The organism is Streptomyces sp. SudanB5_2050 (assembly GCF_964272335.1).
Taxonomy (GTDB): Bacteria; Actinomycetota; Actinomycetes; order Streptomycetales; family Streptomycetaceae; genus Streptomyces; species Streptomyces rochei.
In genome coordinates this window covers 2,675,689-2,691,031 of record NZ_OZ186760.1, presented here as the reverse complement: position 1 = coordinate 2,691,031, position 15,343 = coordinate 2,675,689, and the positions used below count along the sequence as shown (strand labels likewise).

The window sequence follows — 15,343 nt, the reverse complement described above, 5'->3', positions numbered from 1 at the left end:
TCACCTCTCTAGTCTCCATCTTCATACGTGGACGACATCTACATACGGAGACAGGAGACGGTGGAGATGACGAGCGAGGGCACGAACGAGGGCCCCGACACCGGCACCGCACGGGCGGCCGTGGTCCGGCGGCTGCGCGAGGGGATGGCCCGCAGCGTGCTGTCCTTCCCGCTGACCAGCTTCCGCGACGACGGTTCGCTCGACCCCGACGGCTACCGCGCCTACGTCGCCCAACGGCTGGCCGCCGCACCCGGCGCCCTCTTCCCGGCCTGCGGCACCGGCGAGTTCTTCTCCCTGGACGAGGACGAGTACCGGCAGGTCGTCACCATCGCCGTGGAGGAGAGCGGGGGCCGCGTGCCGGTCGTGGCCGGCACCGGCTACGGCTGGGCGCAGGCCCTGCGGTTCGCCCGCGTCGCCGAGGAGGCCGGCGCCGACGCCCTCCTCGTCATGCCGCACTACCTCACCGCCGCCCCGCAGGAGGGCCTGGTCGCCCAGGTGGAACGGATCGCCGCCGGCACCCGGCTCCCGCTCGTCGCCTACCAGCGCGGCCAGGTCTCCTACACCGCCGAGTCCGTCCGGCGCCTCGCCCGCGTCCCCGGCGTGATCGGCCTCAAGGACGGGCACGGCGACCTCGACCGGCTCCAGCGCATGGTCCTCGCCGCGCCCGAGGACTTCCTGTTCTTCAACGGCGCCGCCACCGCCGAGGTCCAGGCCCGCGCCTACGCCGCCGTCGGCGTCCCCGCCTACTCCTCCGCCGTGCACGCCTTCGCCCCCGAGATCGCGAACGCCTTCCTCGCCGCCCTGCACGCCGGCGACTTGGGCACGGTCGACAAGCTGCTGCGCGACTTCTACGTCCCGCTCGTCGAACTGCGCGACCGCGTCCCCGGATACGCCGTGTCCCTCGTCAAGGCGGCGGCCCGGCTGCGCGGCTGCCCCGTCGGCCCCGTCCGCGCCCCCCTCACCGACCCGTCCGCCGCCGACCTGGCCGAACTCAAGACCCTGCTCGCCACCGGACTCGACCTCGTAGGAGCCGCCCTGTGACCCGCGACCTCACCATCACGGCCGTCCGCCTGACGCCGATCCTGGTCGCCGACCCGCCCCTGCTCAACACCCAGGGCGTCCACCAGCCGTACACCCCCCGCCTGATCGTCGAGGTGGAGACCGCCGACGGGATCACCGGCGTCGGCGAGACCTACGGCGACGCCAAGTACCTGGAACTGGCCCGCCCGTTCGCCGACAAGCTGGTCGGCCGTCAGGTCGCGGACCTCAACGGCCTGTTCACCCTCGCCGACGAGGTCGCCGTCGACTCCTCCCGGGTCTCCGGTCAGGTGGACGTCGGCGGACTGCGCGGCGTCCAGACCGCCGACAAGCTGCGCCTGTCCGTCGTCTCCGGCTTCGAGGTCGCCTGCCTCGACGCCCTCGGCAAGGCGCTCGGCCTGCCCGTGCACGCGCTGCTGGGCGGCAAGGTGCGCGACGCCGTGGAGTACAGCGCGTACCTCTTCTACAAATGGGCCGACCACCCCGAGGGCGTGGCCGCGGAGAAGGACGACTGGGGCGCCGCCCTCGACCCGGCCGGCGTGGTCGCGCAGGCCCGCGCCTTCACCGAGCGGTACGGCTTCACCTCCTTCAAGCTCAAGGGCGGCGTCTTCCCGCCCGAGGAGGAGATCGCCGCGATCAAGGCCCTCGCCGAGGCGTTCCCCGGCCACCCCCTGCGCCTGGACCCCAACGGCGCCTGGTCCGTGGAGACCTCGCTCCACGTCGCGGCGGAACTCGGGGACGTCCTGGAGTACCTGGAGGACCCCGCGCTCGGCACCCCGGCGATGGCCGAGGTCGCCGCGAAGACCGGGGTGCCGCTCGCGACCAACATGTGCGTGACGACGTTCGCCGAGATCCCGGAGGCGTTCACCAAGGGCGCCGTGCAGGTCGTGCTCTCCGACCACCACTACTGGGGCGGGCTGGGCAACACCCGGCAACTGGCCGCCGTCTGCCGCACCTTCGGCGTCGGCGTCTCCATGCACTCCAACACCCACCTGGGCATCAGCCTCGCCGCCATGACCCACGTGGCGGCCACCGTCCCCGACCTCCACCACGCCTGCGACTCCCACTACCCCTGGCAGTCCGAGGACGTCCTCACCGAACGCCTCACCTTCGACGGCGGCAAGGTCGCCGTCTCCGACGCCCCCGGCCTCGGCGTCGAACTCGACCGCGACAAGCTGGCCTTCCTCCACCGCCGCTGGCTCGACGACGACGGCACGCTCCGCGACCGCGACGACGCGGCGGCCATGCGGGTCGCCGACCCGGACTGGGTCACCCCGGCCGTGCCGCGCTGGTGAACCGTCCGGTGGACCGCGCCCCACGGTGACCGTCCGTGAGGCGCCCGTGGAACACCCCTTCCCCCCGCCCCCTCGCCACGACCGGAGCCGCTCGTGTCCGAAACAGCAAGTCCCGAGGTGCATTCCCCAGCCGTACAGTCCGCCGTCCACAAGATCTTCCGCCGTGTGGTCCCGCTCTTCTTCGTCATGTTCGTGGCGAACTACATGGACCGCGTCAACCTGGGCTTCGCCCAGGACGAACTCCGCGCCGACGTGGGCCTGTCGGCCGCCGCGTTCGGTCTCGGCGCCGGCGTCTTCTTCATCGCGTACGCCCTCTTCGAGGTCCCCTCCAACATGCTGATGGAGCGGTTCGGGGCCAAGGTCTGGCTCACCCGCATCATGATCAGCTGGGGTGTCGTCGCCACCGCGATGGCCTTCGTCAACAGCGTGGAGATGTTCTACGCCCTGCGTTTCCTGCTCGGCGTCGCCGAGGCGGGCTTCTTCCCGGCCGTCATCTACTACTTCAGCCGCTGGCTCCCGGACTCCCACCGGGGCCGGGCCACCTCCGTCTTCCTGATGGGCTCCGGCACCGCGACCGTCATCGTCGGCCCGATCTCGGGCGCGCTCATGGAGATGCACGGCATCTGGGGTCACGCCGGCTGGCAGTGGATGTTCTTCATCGAGGGCGTCTTCTCCGTCGTGCTCGGCTTCGTCGTCTACCGCTTCCTCGACTCGGGCATCGAGCAGGCGACGTGGCTGACCGACGAGGAGAAGACGGGCCTGGTCGCGGCGATCGACGCCGAACAGGCGGAGCGGGACGCGCGGCGCGGCGGGAAGGCGGCCGAGGTCTCCCGGTGGAGGCTGCTCGCCGACCCCCAGATGCTGCTCTTCCTGTGGATCTACTTCGCGATCAACGTCGCCCTGTACGCGGTGACCTTCTGGCTGCCGTCGATCGTGGACGACATCGGCGGTGTGAGCGACTTCCAGGTCGGGCTGCTGACCGCCGTGCCCTGGCTGTGCGCGCTGGTCGCCCTCTTCGTCAGCGGCCGGATCTCGGACCGCATCGGCAAGCGCCGGCCCGTGCTGGTGGTGCTGCTCCTGCTCGGCGGCTGCGGCACCCTGCTGGCCGTCTTCGTCTCGCCCTGGGTCGGGCTCGGCGCCCTGTGCCTGGCCGCGATGGGCTTCAAACCGGCCTCCCCGGTCTTCTGGACCATCCCGCAGAGCTATCTCGACGCCCGCGCCGCGGCACCCGGCATCGCGCTGATCAACTCCATCGGCAACCTCGGCGGTTTCGTGGCCCCCACCGCCTTCGGCATCATCGAGGACACCACCGGCTCGACCAAGGGCGGCCTGGTCGGGCTGACCGTCGTCGGATTCCTGGCCGCGCTGAGCGTGCTGCTGGTGCGCGGCGGCGGACGCAACGACCGGGTCCGCGCCCGGCCGGCCGGGGCGGCCGCTGCTCCGGCCCCGGAGGCCACCCCGGGCGCCGCCCGCAGTGCGCACCCGGGACCGGCCACGGCCTGACGCCACGCGGCGTCACCACCGCGCTGTCGGTGGCTTGGTGCACACTGGCGGGGTCCGCACCATGCCAGGGAGCGCACCGTGACAGCGTCCACCGTGTCCACCGACGTGCCCGACGTGCCCGTCATGCCGGCCGACGAGAGAACGCACCGGCACGTCCCGCCCGAGGGATCGCACCGCCAACCGCAGGTCGATCCCCTCGCCGACCTGCGCACCCCGCAGGACCCGCCCTGGGACGTGTACCTGACCGGCACCGTCTTCCTCGACGTGATCTTCACCGGGCTCGACTCCGCCCCGGTGCGCGGGACCGAGTCCTGGGCCCGGGGGATGGGGTCGAGCCCGGGCGGCATCGCCAACATGGCGACCGCACTGGCCCGCCTCGGCCTGCGCACCTCGCTGGCCGCCGCCTTCGGCGACGACCACTACGGCGACTACTGCTGGGACGCGCTCGCCCGGGGCGAGGGCATCGACCTGACCCCCTCGCGCACCGTGCCCGGCTGGCACTCGCCGGTGACGGTCTCCATGGCGTACGAGGGGGAGCGCACGATGGTCTCCCACGGCCACGAGCCGCCCCCCGAGGAGCCGTCCCCGGACTGCCCGCCCGGCGCCCGCGCCGCCGTCGCCTCCCTCACGCCCGGCGTCAGCTCCCCCTGGATCGCCCGCGCCGCCGCCCGCGGCACCCGCGTCTTCGCCGACGTCGGCTGGGACGACACCGGCGCCTGGGACCTGGCCTCGCTGCCCGACCTGGCGCACTGCGAAGCCTTCCTGCCCAACGCGGAGGAGGCCATGCGCTACACCGGCGCCACCTGCCCCCGGGCCGCCGCGCACGCCCTGACCGAGCATGTGCCGCTCGCCGTGGTCACCCTCGGCGCGGACGGCGCCTACGCGGTGGACCGGCGCACGGGGGAGAGCGCCGAGGTCCCGGCGATCGAGGTCGAGGCGCTGGACCCGACCGGCGCCGGGGACGTGTTCGTCGCCGGGTTCGTCACCGGCACCCTGGCCGGCTGGCCGCTCGCCGACCGCCTGGCCTTCGCCGGACTGACCGCCGCCCTCTCCGTCCAGGAGTTCGGCGGGTCGCTGTCGGCGCCGGGCTGGTGCGAGATCGCCACCTGGTGGCGCAAGGTCCAGTCGCTGGAGGACCAGGACCCGGCGGCGCTCAGCCGCTACGCGTTCCTGACCGACCTCGTCCCGGACGACCTGGTGGCCCCCTGGCCGCTGCGCCGCGCGGTCCCGACCATCGGTTACCGCCCGCCGACGCCCTGACCGCGCACGGCCCCGGGCGTGCTCAGAAGCCGAGCCGGCGCAGCTGCTTGGGGTCGCGCTGCCAGTCCTTGGCGACCTTCACGTGCAGGTCGAGGAAGACCGGGGTGCCGAGCAGCGCCTCGATCTGCTTGCGGGACTTGATCCCGACGTCCTTCAGGCGCTTGCCCTTGGGGCCGATGATGATGCCCTTCTGGCTGGGCCGCTCGATGAAGACGTTGGCGTGGATGTCCAGGAGCGGCTTGTCGGCCGGGCGGTCCTCGCGCGGCAGCATCTCCTCGACCACCACCGCGATGGAGTGCGGCAGCTCGTCGCGCACGCCCTCCAGGGCGGCCTCCCGGATCAGCTCGGCGACCATGACCTGCTCGGGCTCGTCGGTGAGGTCGCCCTCGGGGTAGAGGGCGGGGCCCTCGGGCAGCAGCGGGGTCAGCAGGTCGGCGAGCAGGTCGACCTGCTTGTTCCCGGTGGCCGACACCGGGACGATCTCCGCCCAGGTGATGCCCAGCTCCTGGCCCAGCTGGTCGACGGCGATCAGCTGCTCGGCCAGCGTCTTGCCGTCGACGAGGTCCGTCTTGGTGACGATCGCGACCTTGGGGGTCTTCTTGATCCCGGCCAGCTCCTTGGCGATGAAGCGGTCGCCGGGGCCCAGCTTCTCGTTGGCCGGCAGGCAGAAGCCGATGACGTCCACCTCGGCCCAGGTCGTGCGCACCACGTCGTTGAGCCGCTCGCCCAGCAGCGTGCGCGGCTTGTGCAGCCCGGGGGTGTCCACCAGGATCAGCTGGGCGTCCTCGCGGTGCACGATGCCCCGCACGGTGTGCCGGGTGGTCTGCGGACGGTTGGAGGTGATCGCCACCTTCTGCCCGACCAGCGCGTTCGTGAGGGTGGACTTGCCCGCGTTGGGGCGGCCCACGAAGCAGGCGAAGCCGGCCCGGTGAACAGTCTCGGCCGGTTCTTCGGATGACTGGGTACGAACGCTCATGGCGCCCATTGTCCCTGATCCCCGGAGCCCCGCCGTACCACGGTCGCCCACCGGGCCGTCGGAGATCAGCCCGCGCTCACCGTGGCCCGCACCGTGCCGTCGGGTCCGGCGACCAGGACCGGCGTCCCGGGACCGCCCAGGTCCCGCACCGCCGCCCGGTCCTCCTCCGACGCCGCCTCGGCCTCCGTGACCACCGCCGCCGCCTCCAGGGACTTCGCGCCGGACGCCACCGCCATCGCCACCGCCGTGCGCAGGGCGCTGAGCCGCAGGGAGTCCAGGGCGACCGTGCCGGCGACGTACGTGCGGCCGGTCTCGTCGCGTACGGCGGCGCCCTCGGGGACGCCGTTGCGGGCCCGGGCCGAGCGGGCCAGGGTGACGATCTTGCGGTCCTCGGGGTCGAGGTCGGGAGTCTCGGTCATGGGGTGAGCATACGGAGCCCCGCCGGACGCCGGTCCCCTCACCCCGCCACCGGGTACATCGCCCCGCGGCGGCCCTCCGGCGAGGCCAGCCACTCCAGCTTGCCCGCGCTGTTCGCCTCGTCCAGCGGTGTGTGCAGGACGATCGTGAGGTCGGGCCGCGCCGGCACCTTCAGGGCCGTCGACTCCAGGCAGAGCAGCCCGACCAGCGGATGGTCCAGCTCCTTGCGGATCTGACCCGCGTCCTCGATGTCCCGCTCCTCCCACAGCGCGGCGAACTCGGCACTGGCCCCCTTCAGCTCCGCCAGCACCTCCTGGAAACCCTCGTCCTCGGGGTTGGCCGCGCAGGTGGCACGGAACTGGGCCACGACCGTGCGCGCGTTCTGCTCCCAACTGCGGGCGCGGGCGCGGTACAGCGGGTCGGTGAAGAAGTCGAGGATGCAGTTCCAGGTGGTCCCGGGCCGCATGCCCAGCACCGCTCCCGCCGCGTCGTTGTACATCACGCAGTTGTAGTAGCGGTCCATGATGTGCGCCGGATACGGCATCCACGTGTCGATCAGCCGCCGCAGCCCCTCACACATGTCCCGCTTGGCCGGCTCCACCTCCGCGGCCGGCGGGTTCAGCCCCGCCAGCACGTACAGGTGACGGCGCTCCGCGTTGCTCAGCCGCAGCACCCGGGCCACGGAGTCCAGGACCTGCGGGGAGACCGAGATGTCGCGGCCCTGCTCCAGCCACTGGTACCAGGAGGCGCCCACCCCCGCGAGCACCGCGACCTCCTCGCGGCGCAGCCCCGGCGTCCGGCGCCGCGCCCCGCCCTCCGGCAGGCCGACCTCGGCCGGGGTCACTCGGGCCCGCCGGCTCATCAGGAACTCCCGCAGCTCGCTGCGGCGCCGGTCCCGGGCCGCCGACGCGGCCTCGGCCCGCACGATCACGTCCGGCACGTACGTACTCCCCCCGGTAGGCATGCGCATGCTGGTGGCTGGTGGTGCCACCACCAGGACAACTTGCCGCTCCCCACGGCTATTCCGCGGCCCGCAGGCTCCTACCCATGGCGATCGACACCCCCTCCAGCCCCTCCACCGCACCCACCGCACCCACCCCCTCCACCGCACCCACCGACCCACCAGTCGCCGGGCGGGCCGCTCCCCGGCTCACGCCCCGCGACCGGCTCGTCCTGTTCGTGCTGTGCGCCGCCCAGTTCATGGTGGCGCTCGACTTCTCGGTCCTGAACGTCGCCCTGCCCGTCCTCGGCGCGGAGCTCGGCATGAGCCCGTCCGCCCTCCAGTGGGCGGTCACGGCCTTCGCCCTGCCCTCCGGCGGGTTCCTGCTGCTCTTCGGCCGCACCGGTGACCTGTACGGGCGCCGCCGCCTCTTCCTCGCCGGGCTCGCGCTCTTCGGCGCCGCCTCGGTCCTGGCCACCTTCGCCTGGGACCCGGCCTCCTTCCTCGCCGGACGCGCCCTCCAGGGCCTCGGCGCGGCGGCCATCGTCCCGACCGGCATGTCCCTGCTGACGACGACCTTCCCGGAGGGCCCGGCCCGCGACCGCGCCCTGGGCATCTCCGGCACCCTGCTCTCGCTGGGCTTCACCGTCGGCATGGTGGCCGGCGGCGTACTGACCGACCTGCTGGGCTGGCGCTCCACCATGGGCCTGCTCGCCCTCTTCGCCCTGATCGTGCTGCCCCTGGCCCCCGGCCTGCTCCCGGAGTCCCGCACCCCCGAGCGCCCCCGCCTGGACGTCCCCGGCGCGATCACCGTCACCGGCGGTCTGCTCGCCCTGATCTACGCGCTGTCGACGGCGGCCGAGCACGGCTTCGGCCGCACCGACGTCCTCGTCACCCTGGCCGCGGGCCTGCTGCTCCTGACCGCCTTCGCCGTCGTCGAGTCCCGCACCGACCAGCCGCTCGTCTCGCTGCCGATGCTGCGCCGCCGCACGGTGGCCTGGGGCAACCTGGGCGGCCTGGTCACCTTCTCGATGATGTCCACGGTGGTCTTCGTACTCACCCTGTACCTCCAGGAGATCCTGCGCCTGACCGCCTTCGAGACCGGCCTGGTCTTCGGCGTGCAGGGCGTCCTGTCGGTGGTGGCCGGCGCGTACGCGCCCCGCGTCATCGGCCGCTTCGGCGCCCGCCGCACCCTCGTCGCCTCGCTCGCCGGACAGGGCGCGATCGGCCTGTCCCTGCTGGCGCTGGGGGAGGGCGGCTGGTCGGTGGTGCTCGCCACGGCCGCCGTGTCGCTGGCCAGCATGTGCCACCTGGGCGCGATCATCTCCTACGGCCTGACCGTCACCTCCGGCGTCCCCGACGAGGAGCAGGGGCTGGCGACCGGCCTGGTCACCTCCACCCAGCAGGTCGGCATCACCGTCGGCATCCCCCTGCTGGGCGTGCTGGCCACCACCGCTACGGATCTGGCCTCCGGCGTCCACACGGTGCTGCTGCTGGACGCGGTGATCGTGCTGGCGGCGGCCGTACTGGTCGCCGTGGGGCTGCGGGTGGGCCGGACCCGCTCAGGGACGGTCGAGCCGTAGCCGCTCCGCGCGCGGCAGCCCCGCGACCACCAGGTCGTACGAGTCCTCCACGAGCTCCCGGACGAGACGGTCCGGGAGCTCGCCGGCCGGACCGCCGGCCACCGTCACCGTGTTCCAGTGCCGCTTGTTCATGTGCCAGCCGGGGACGATCAGCCCCGGGTGGTCACCGCGCAGCCGGAGCGCGTCGTCCGGGTCGCACTTCAGGTTGACCGTGAGCGGGTCCCCGTCCAGGAAGGACAGCGCGAACATCTTCCCCCGCACCTTGAAGACCGTAGTCTCCGGGCCGAAGGGGAAGTCCTCCACGGCGGCGTCGAAGGACAGGCAGAAGGCGCGCAGCTCCCCGGGGGTCATTCCGACGCGGCCTCCTCGGCGGGCCGCGCCGCGTTCACCGGCTCCACCAGCACCGTCACGATCTTGTTCCGGCGGCCCGCCGCGGCCTCCGCCGTCAGCCGCAGCTCCCGCCCGTCGGGCAGCTCCACGATCGAGGAGGCACCGGCGATCGGCACCCGGCCCAGCGCCTTCGCGAGCAGGCCGCCCACCGTCTCCACGTCCTCGTCGTCGAACTCCTCCAGGCCGTACAGCTCGCCCACGTCGCCGATGTCGAGGCGGGCGGTGACCCGGTAGCGGCCCTCGCCCAGCTCCTCGACCGGCGGCAGCTCCCGGTCGTACTCGTCGGTGATCTCGCCGACGATCTCCTCCAGGATGTCCTCGATGGTGACGATGCCGGCCGTGCCGCCGTACTCGTCGATGACGACGGCGACGTGGTTGCGGTCCTTCTGCATCTCGCGCAGCAGGTCACCGGCGTTCTTGGTGTCGGGCACGAAGGACGCCGGCCGCATCACCGTGGAGACCAGGTCGCTCTCCGCCTCCCGGCTGATGTGCGTGCGGCGGGCCAGGTCCTTCAGGTACACGATGCCGACGACGTCGTCCTCGCTGTCCCCGGTGACCGGGATGCGCGAGAAGCCGGAGCGCAGGGCCAGGGTGAGCGCCTGGCGGACGGTCTTGTACCGCTCGATGACGACGAGGTCGGTGCGCGGGACCATGACCTCCCGCACCAGGGTGTCGCCCAGCTCGAACACCGAGTGCACCATCCGGCGCTCCTCGGCCTCGATCAGGGACTCCTTCTCCGCGTAGTCCACCAGCGCCCGCAGCTCCGCCTCGGAGGCGAAGGGACCGCGGCGGAAGCCCTTACCGGGGGTGAGCGCGTTGCCGATGAGGATCAGCAGCGACGGGATCGGGCCCATGATCCGGTCCAGCGGCACCAGCACGTACGCCGCCGCCGTCGCGGTGTTCATCGGGTGCTGGCGGCCGATGGTGCGCGGGGACACCCCCACGGCGACGTACGAGACGAGCACCATGACCGCGATGGCGATCAGCAGCGCCTCGGTGGTGTTGGCGAACTCCTGGAGGCAGGCGTACGCCACCAGCGCGGCGGCGGCCATCTCGCAGGCCACCCGCACCAGCAGCGCCACGTTGAGATAGCGCGTCGGGTCGGCGGCGACCTGGGCGAGCTTGGCGCTGCCGCGCCGCCCGGACCGCACGGCCTCCTCGGCGCGGAAGCTGGAGACCCGGGCGAGCCCCGCCTCCGCGCACGCGGCGAGCCACGCGATCACCACCAGGGCGACCGCGCCGGCGACCAGGGGGAGGCTCATGAGACGGTCGGGGCCGGGGACGGGCCGGTCAGACCCTTCTCCGCGCGCCAGCCGTCCACGATGGCGGCCTGCAGTGAGAACATCTCGGCCTTCTCGTCCGGCTCCTCGTGGTCGTAGCCGAGCAGGTGCAGCACCCCGTGGACGGTCAGCAGCTGAAGCTCCTCGTCCATGGAGTGCCGCGTCTCGGCGTCGGCGCCCTGCTTGGCGGCGACCTCCGGGCAGAGCACGATGTCGCCGAGCAGACCCTGCGGCGCCTCGTCCTCGTCCTTGCCCGGCGGACGCAGCTCGTCCATCGGGAAGGACATGACGTCCGTGGGGCCGGGCAGGTCCATCCACTGGATGTGGAGCTGCTCCATGGCGTCGGCGTCCACGACGATCACCGAGAGCTCGGAGAGCGGGTGGATGCGCATCCGCGCGAGCGCGTAGCGGGCGATGTCGAGGATCGCCTGCTCGTCGACCTCGGTTCCGGACTCGTTGTTGACGTCGATCGACATGGTGGTGCTGGTCTACTTCCCCTTGGTGCCCTTGGCACCGGACGCCCTGCCGCGTGGCTTGTGCGCGCCGTTCTCGGTGCCGTGGTCGCTGTCGTACTTCTCGTAGGCGTCGACGATACGGCCCACCAGCTTGTGCCGGACGACGTCCTGCGAGGACAGCCGCGAGAAGTGGACGTCCTCGACGCCCTCCAGGATCTCCTGCACCTGCCGCAGACCCGACTTGGTGCCGCCGGGCAGGTCGACCTGGGTCACATCACCCGTGATCACGATCTTCGAGTCGAAGCCGAGGCGGGTGAGGAACATCTTCATCTGCTCGGGGCTGGTGTTCTGCGCCTCGTCCAGGATGATGAAGGCGTCGTTCAGCGTGCGGCCGCGCATGTACGCCAGCGGCGCCACCTCGATCGTCCCGGCCGCCATCAGCCGCGGGATCGAGTCCGGGTCGATCATGTCGTGCAGCGCGTCGTACAGCGGGCGCAGGTACGGGTCGATCTTCTCGTACAGCGTGCCCGGCAGGAAGCCGAGCCGCTCGCCGGCCTCGACCGCCGGGCGGGTCAGGATGATGCGGTTGACCTGCTTGGACTGCAGGGCCTGCACCGCCTTGGCCATCGCCAGATAGGTCTTGCCGGTGCCCGCGGGGCCGATGCCGAAGACGATGGTGTGCTTGTCGATCGCGTCGACGTACCGCTTCTGGTTCAGCGTCTTGGGGCGGATGGTGCGGCCGCGCGAGGACAGGATGTTCTGCGTGAGCACCTGGGCCGGGGTCTCCTGGCCGTCGCTCTCCCCGTTCTCGCTCGCCTTGAGCATGGCGATCGAGCGTTCCACTGCGTCCTCCGTCATCGGCTGCCCCGTGCGGAGCACCAGCATCATCTCGTCGAACACGCGCTGGATGAGGGCGACGTCGTGGGTGTCGCCGACCGCGCTGATCTCGTTTCCCCGGACGTGGATGTCGGCCGCCGGGAAGGCCGTCTCGATCACGCGCAGGAGGGAGTCGCCGGATCCCAGCACGGTCACCATGGGGTGCTGGGCGGGGACGGTGATCTGTGCTCTGGCCTGCCCCTGCGCGGGGGTGTGAGCTGAGGGTGTCTGAGTCATGGGCCGGCGCTCGAGGCCTGCTCGTCCTCCTCTGCGGCGTGCGCCGCGTGACGGGTGTGTCTGCTGTATCCAGCGTACGACTCCCCGCCGACAGCACCGAGGGCTTTTATCGGACCGGCGTTCGCCCGGCGCCCCGGACGAGGTCCCGGTACCAGCCGTACGACGCCTTGGGCGTGCGCTCGAGCGTCGTGAAGTCCACGTGGACCAGCCCGAAGCGGCGCGCGTACCCCTCGGCCCACTCGAAGTTGTCCAGCAGCGACCAGACGAAGTAGCCCCGCACGTCCACCCCGGCCTCCAGCGCCCGGTGCAGGGCGCGCACGTGCCCGTCGAGGTAGGCGATCCGGTCGCGGTCGTCGAGCCCGTCGTAGGAGCAGCCGTTCTCGGTGATCACGATCGGCGGGAGCCGGTCGCCGTAGCGGTCGCGGAAGTCGGTGAGCAGCTCCGTCAGCCCCTCGGGGACGACGGGCCAGCCGAAGTCCGTCAGCGGCCGGCCCTCGACGGGGACCACCGAGAAGGGCAGCTCGGCGGGGAGCGTCACCCCGCCGAAGTCGATCCGGGCACCCTGCGGGGCGCCCACCCGCGTCGGCGCGTAGTAGTTCACGCCGTACCAGTCCAGCGGCTCGGCGATGACCTCCAGGTCCGCGTCGATCCCTCCGGCGGAGCCCGGCATCAGCTCACCGACGCCCTCCGGGTACCGCCCGGTCAGCACCGGGTCGGCGAACATCCGGTTCAGCAGGACGTCGTAGAACTCCGCCGCCTCCCGGTCGGCCGCCCCCTCGGAAGCGGGCCAGGTGGGTCCGTGCGAGTTGGCGATCCCGACGTCGGCGGCGCCCGAGGCGCGCAGTGCCCGCACCGCCAGTCCGTGGGCGAGCAGCTGGTGGTGGGCGACCGGCAGGGCGTCGAACAGCAGCCGCTCGCCCGGCGCGTGCACGCCGAGGGCGTGGCCGAGCAGGGTGTGCTCGGCGGGCTCGTTCAGGGTGATCCACTTGCCCACGCGGTCCCCGAGCCGGTCCGCGACCCGGGACACGTACTCCGCGAAACGCGACGCCGTGTCCCGCTGCCGCCAGTCCAGTCCCGCCGGCAGGTCCCAGTGGAAGAGCGTCGGCACCGGCCGGACGCCCGCCGCGCACAGCTCGTCCACCAGCCGGTCGTAGAAGCCGAGGCCGCCGGGGGAGTCCACCCGGGGCCAGGAGACCGAGAAGCGGTAGCCGCCCACGCCCAGGTCCGCCAGGAGCGCCACGTCCTCCCGGTAGCGGTGGTAGTGGTCGCAGGCCACCGCGGCCGTCGAGCCGTCCTTCACCCGTCCTGGCCCGGCGGTGAACTCGTCCCACACGGACGGCCCCCGCAGGTCGGCCGCCCCCTCGATCTGGTGCGCGGACGTGGAGACGCCCCACAGGAAGTCCTCCGGGAACCGCGGCATCGCGTGCGCATCCGACTCGGTCGCCATGCGCGGATCATCCGTACCGCCGGTGAGCGAAGTCAACGCCCGTGCGCCGCACCGGCGTCACGCCCCCTCCTTCAGCACCCGCGAGATCAGCCTGCGCTGCTCCGGGGTCAGCCGGGGATCGGCGGCGTACACCGTCCTGCCGTCCACGGTGATCTGGTAGCTGAACCCGTCCGGCACCCCGACGGGCGGTGTGCCCCGCCCGTCGGCGACCGCCCGCTCGGCCAGCGCCTGCCACTCCGCCGCGTCGGCGCGGCCCGCGGTCTCCACCTCCGCGTGGCGTTCGATGCCCGCGAAGCCTCCTGTGCGCCTCACCTGAATCCGCATGGACCCGTGTCTAGTACGGAACTACAGCGTCCGCACCCCGACCTGTTCCCAGCACTTGCGTACCGCCTCCAGCTCCTCGGCGTCCCCGTAGCGCTCCCGGGCCGCCTTCACCGTCAGCGTCGCGAAGTCCGCGAACAGCGCGTCCTGGGCCAGCTCGCCGCCGGTCAGCACGTCGTACCAGATCTGCCCGGCCCGCTCCCAGGCGTGCCCGCCGAGCGCGGTGGCGGCCAGGTAGAAAGCGTGGTTGGGGATGCCGGAGTTGATGTGCACGCCGCCGTTGTCGCGGCCGGTGCGCACGAAGTCGTCCATCGTCGCGGGCTGCGGGTCCTTGCCCAGCACGTCGTCGTCGTAGGCCGTGCCCGGCGCCTTCATGGAGCGCAGCGCCACCCCCGTCACGCTCGGCGCGAGCAGTCCGGCGCCGATCAGCCAGTCGGCCTCGGCGGCGGTCTGGCCCAGCGAGTACTGCTTGATGAGGGCGCCGAAGACATCGGACACCGACTCGTTGAGGGCGCCCGGCTGGCCGTAGTAGGTCAGGTTGGCGGTGTGCTGGGTGACGCCGTGGGTCAGTTCGTGGCCGATGACGTCGAGGGGGATGGTGAAGTCGAGGAAGATCTCCCCGTCCCCGTCGCCGAAGACCATCTGCTCGCCGTTCCAGAAGGCGTTGTTGTACTCGCGGTCGTAGTGCACGGTCGCGTGCAGCGGCAGTCCGGCGCCGTCGATGGAGTCGCGTCCGTACACCTTCAGGAAGTGCTCGAAGGTGGCGCCCAGGCCCGCGTAGGCGCGGTTCACGGTGGCGTCCTTGCCGGGCTCCTCGCCCTCGCCGCGCACCTTCTTGCCCGGCAGGTCGGTGCCGTGCCGGGCGTCGAAGACGGTGCGCTGCGGCTTCTGCTGCTCGGCGCCGGCGCGCGGGGCGACGGCGGGGGCGCCGATCACCGTGGTGAGCTGCCGGCGGGTGCGCTCGAAGGCGTCCCGCTGGAGGGTCCGGCGGGCGGGTCCGGCGAGCACGGGGTCCTCGTGCTGGGCGAGCTTGTCGAGGACGTGGGGCGGCACGATGGTGCAGAAGACGGGCTCGAAGCCCCCGTAGGTCGTCATGTCCGGCACCCTTGCACTGCGTGACGCCCCTGTCACTACCCGCGACCACGATGGGTGAGAACCGGCGGCAAAGCGACCCCGTGACCGGCCGCGAGTGGTATACGGCACTTTTTGTCCTGGTTGTCCCCGCGATCCCGCATACTGATACACACCCGCGTGACCGGCGTGACTCGGCTAAGGTGCTGGGCATCATGCGTTTCGGGCTGCTTCTCCTTAGCTGCCGCGGCGAG

Annotated in this window: 15 protein-coding genes; 5 read left to right on the top strand and 10 right to left on the bottom strand. The window is 72.3% G+C overall.

Annotation, left to right across the window (positions count from 1 at the left end):
* Positions 1-66 precede the first annotated feature (66 nt).
* The 4 genes from ACFZP7_RS12025 to ACFZP7_RS12010 all read left to right on the top strand — a co-directional run bounded on the left by ACFZP7_RS12025 (position 67) and on the right by ACFZP7_RS12010 (position 5,096).
* Positions 67-1,041: a 5-dehydro-4-deoxyglucarate dehydratase gene (locus tag ACFZP7_RS12025; protein WP_385634391.1), complete on the top strand. Its 975-nt coding sequence runs from the start codon at positions 67-69 to the stop codon at positions 1,039-1,041.
* The gene (locus ACFZP7_RS12020; protein ID WP_019326418.1) at positions 1,038-2,333 is read left to right on the top strand and encodes a glucarate dehydratase family protein; all 1,296 of its coding nucleotides are present in this window, start codon (positions 1,038-1,040) and stop codon (positions 2,331-2,333) included. The genes ACFZP7_RS12025 and ACFZP7_RS12020 overlap by 4 nt, the downstream gene beginning before the upstream one ends.
* Positions 2,334-2,450: 117 nt before the next feature.
* Positions 2,451-3,836 carry an MFS transporter gene (locus ACFZP7_RS12015; RefSeq protein ID WP_385638418.1) on the top strand — a complete coding sequence of 462 codons (1,386 nt, stop codon included), beginning with the start codon at positions 2,451-2,453 and terminating at the stop codon, positions 3,834-3,836.
* Between the two features lie 123 nt (positions 3,837-3,959).
* Entirely contained in the window at positions 3,960-5,096 is a 1,137-nt protein-coding gene (locus ACFZP7_RS12010; RefSeq protein WP_046250001.1) for a carbohydrate kinase family protein, read from the top strand.
* 22 nt (positions 5,097-5,118) lie between these two features.
* Here the strand turns inward: ACFZP7_RS12010 and era are convergent, their stop codons facing one another.
* From era to ACFZP7_RS11995, 3 genes are all read right to left on the bottom strand, one after another.
* Positions 5,119-6,072 (bottom strand): GTPase Era, encoded by a 954-nt coding sequence (gene era / locus ACFZP7_RS12005; protein ID WP_019326415.1) that lies wholly within the window; start codon positions 6,070-6,072, stop codon positions 5,119-5,121.
* Positions 6,073-6,137: 65 nt separating this feature from the next.
* Positions 6,138-6,491 carry a cytidine deaminase gene (locus ACFZP7_RS12000; protein WP_019326411.1) on the bottom strand — a complete coding sequence of 118 codons (354 nt, stop codon included), beginning with the start codon at positions 6,489-6,491 and terminating at the stop codon, positions 6,138-6,140.
* 38 nt (positions 6,492-6,529) lie between these two features.
* Positions 6,530-7,429 carry a helix-turn-helix transcriptional regulator gene (locus tag ACFZP7_RS11995; protein WP_210901693.1) on the bottom strand — a complete coding sequence of 300 codons (900 nt, stop codon included), beginning with the start codon at positions 7,427-7,429 and terminating at the stop codon, positions 6,530-6,532.
* A 107-nt stretch (positions 7,430-7,536) separates the two neighbouring features.
* On the opposite strand from ACFZP7_RS11995, the gene ACFZP7_RS11990 reads away from it, so the two are divergent.
* Positions 7,537-9,012, top strand: coding sequence for an MFS transporter (locus ACFZP7_RS11990; RefSeq protein WP_385634390.1), 1,476 nt, complete (start codon positions 7,537-7,539; stop codon positions 9,010-9,012).
* Here the strand turns inward: ACFZP7_RS11990 and ACFZP7_RS11985 are convergent.
* The 7 genes from ACFZP7_RS11985 to ACFZP7_RS11955 all read right to left on the bottom strand — a co-directional run bounded on the left by ACFZP7_RS11985 (position 8,992) and on the right by ACFZP7_RS11955 (position 15,113).
* The gene (locus ACFZP7_RS11985; protein WP_220670311.1) at positions 8,992-9,363 is read right to left on the bottom strand and encodes an MmcQ/YjbR family DNA-binding protein; all 372 of its coding nucleotides are present in this window, start codon (positions 9,361-9,363) and stop codon (positions 8,992-8,994) included. The genes ACFZP7_RS11990 and ACFZP7_RS11985 overlap by 21 nt on opposite strands.
* Positions 9,360-10,664: a hemolysin family protein gene (locus ACFZP7_RS11980; protein ID WP_030972489.1), complete on the bottom strand. Its 1,305-nt coding sequence runs from the start codon at positions 10,662-10,664 to the stop codon at positions 9,360-9,362. The genes ACFZP7_RS11985 and ACFZP7_RS11980 overlap by 4 nt, the downstream gene beginning before the upstream one ends.
* On the bottom strand, positions 10,661-11,158 hold the full coding sequence (gene ybeY, locus ACFZP7_RS11975) for an rRNA maturation RNase YbeY (protein ID WP_019326406.1): 498 nt from the start codon (positions 11,156-11,158) through the stop codon (positions 10,661-10,663). Before ybeY ends, ACFZP7_RS11980 begins: the two co-directional genes overlap by 4 nt.
* 12 nt (positions 11,159-11,170) lie before the next feature.
* Complete coding sequence (locus tag ACFZP7_RS11970) at positions 11,171-12,250, bottom strand: PhoH family protein (protein ID WP_078494917.1); 1,080 nt, start codon at positions 12,248-12,250, stop codon at positions 11,171-11,173.
* A gap of 106 nt (positions 12,251-12,356) precedes the next feature.
* Positions 12,357-13,697: a GH1 family beta-glucosidase gene (locus ACFZP7_RS11965; protein WP_385634389.1), complete on the bottom strand. Its 1,341-nt coding sequence runs from the start codon at positions 13,695-13,697 to the stop codon at positions 12,357-12,359.
* A 57-nt stretch (positions 13,698-13,754) separates the two neighbouring features.
* Positions 13,755-14,021 (bottom strand): protealysin inhibitor emfourin, encoded by a 267-nt coding sequence (locus ACFZP7_RS11960; RefSeq protein WP_029393551.1) that lies wholly within the window; start codon positions 14,019-14,021, stop codon positions 13,755-13,757.
* Between the two features lie 21 nt (positions 14,022-14,042).
* Positions 14,043-15,113, bottom strand: a complete 1,071-nt coding sequence (locus ACFZP7_RS11955) for a M4 family metallopeptidase (RefSeq protein WP_019326402.1) — start codon at positions 15,111-15,113, stop codon at positions 14,043-14,045.
* Between the last annotated feature and the right edge of the window lie 230 nt (positions 15,114-15,343).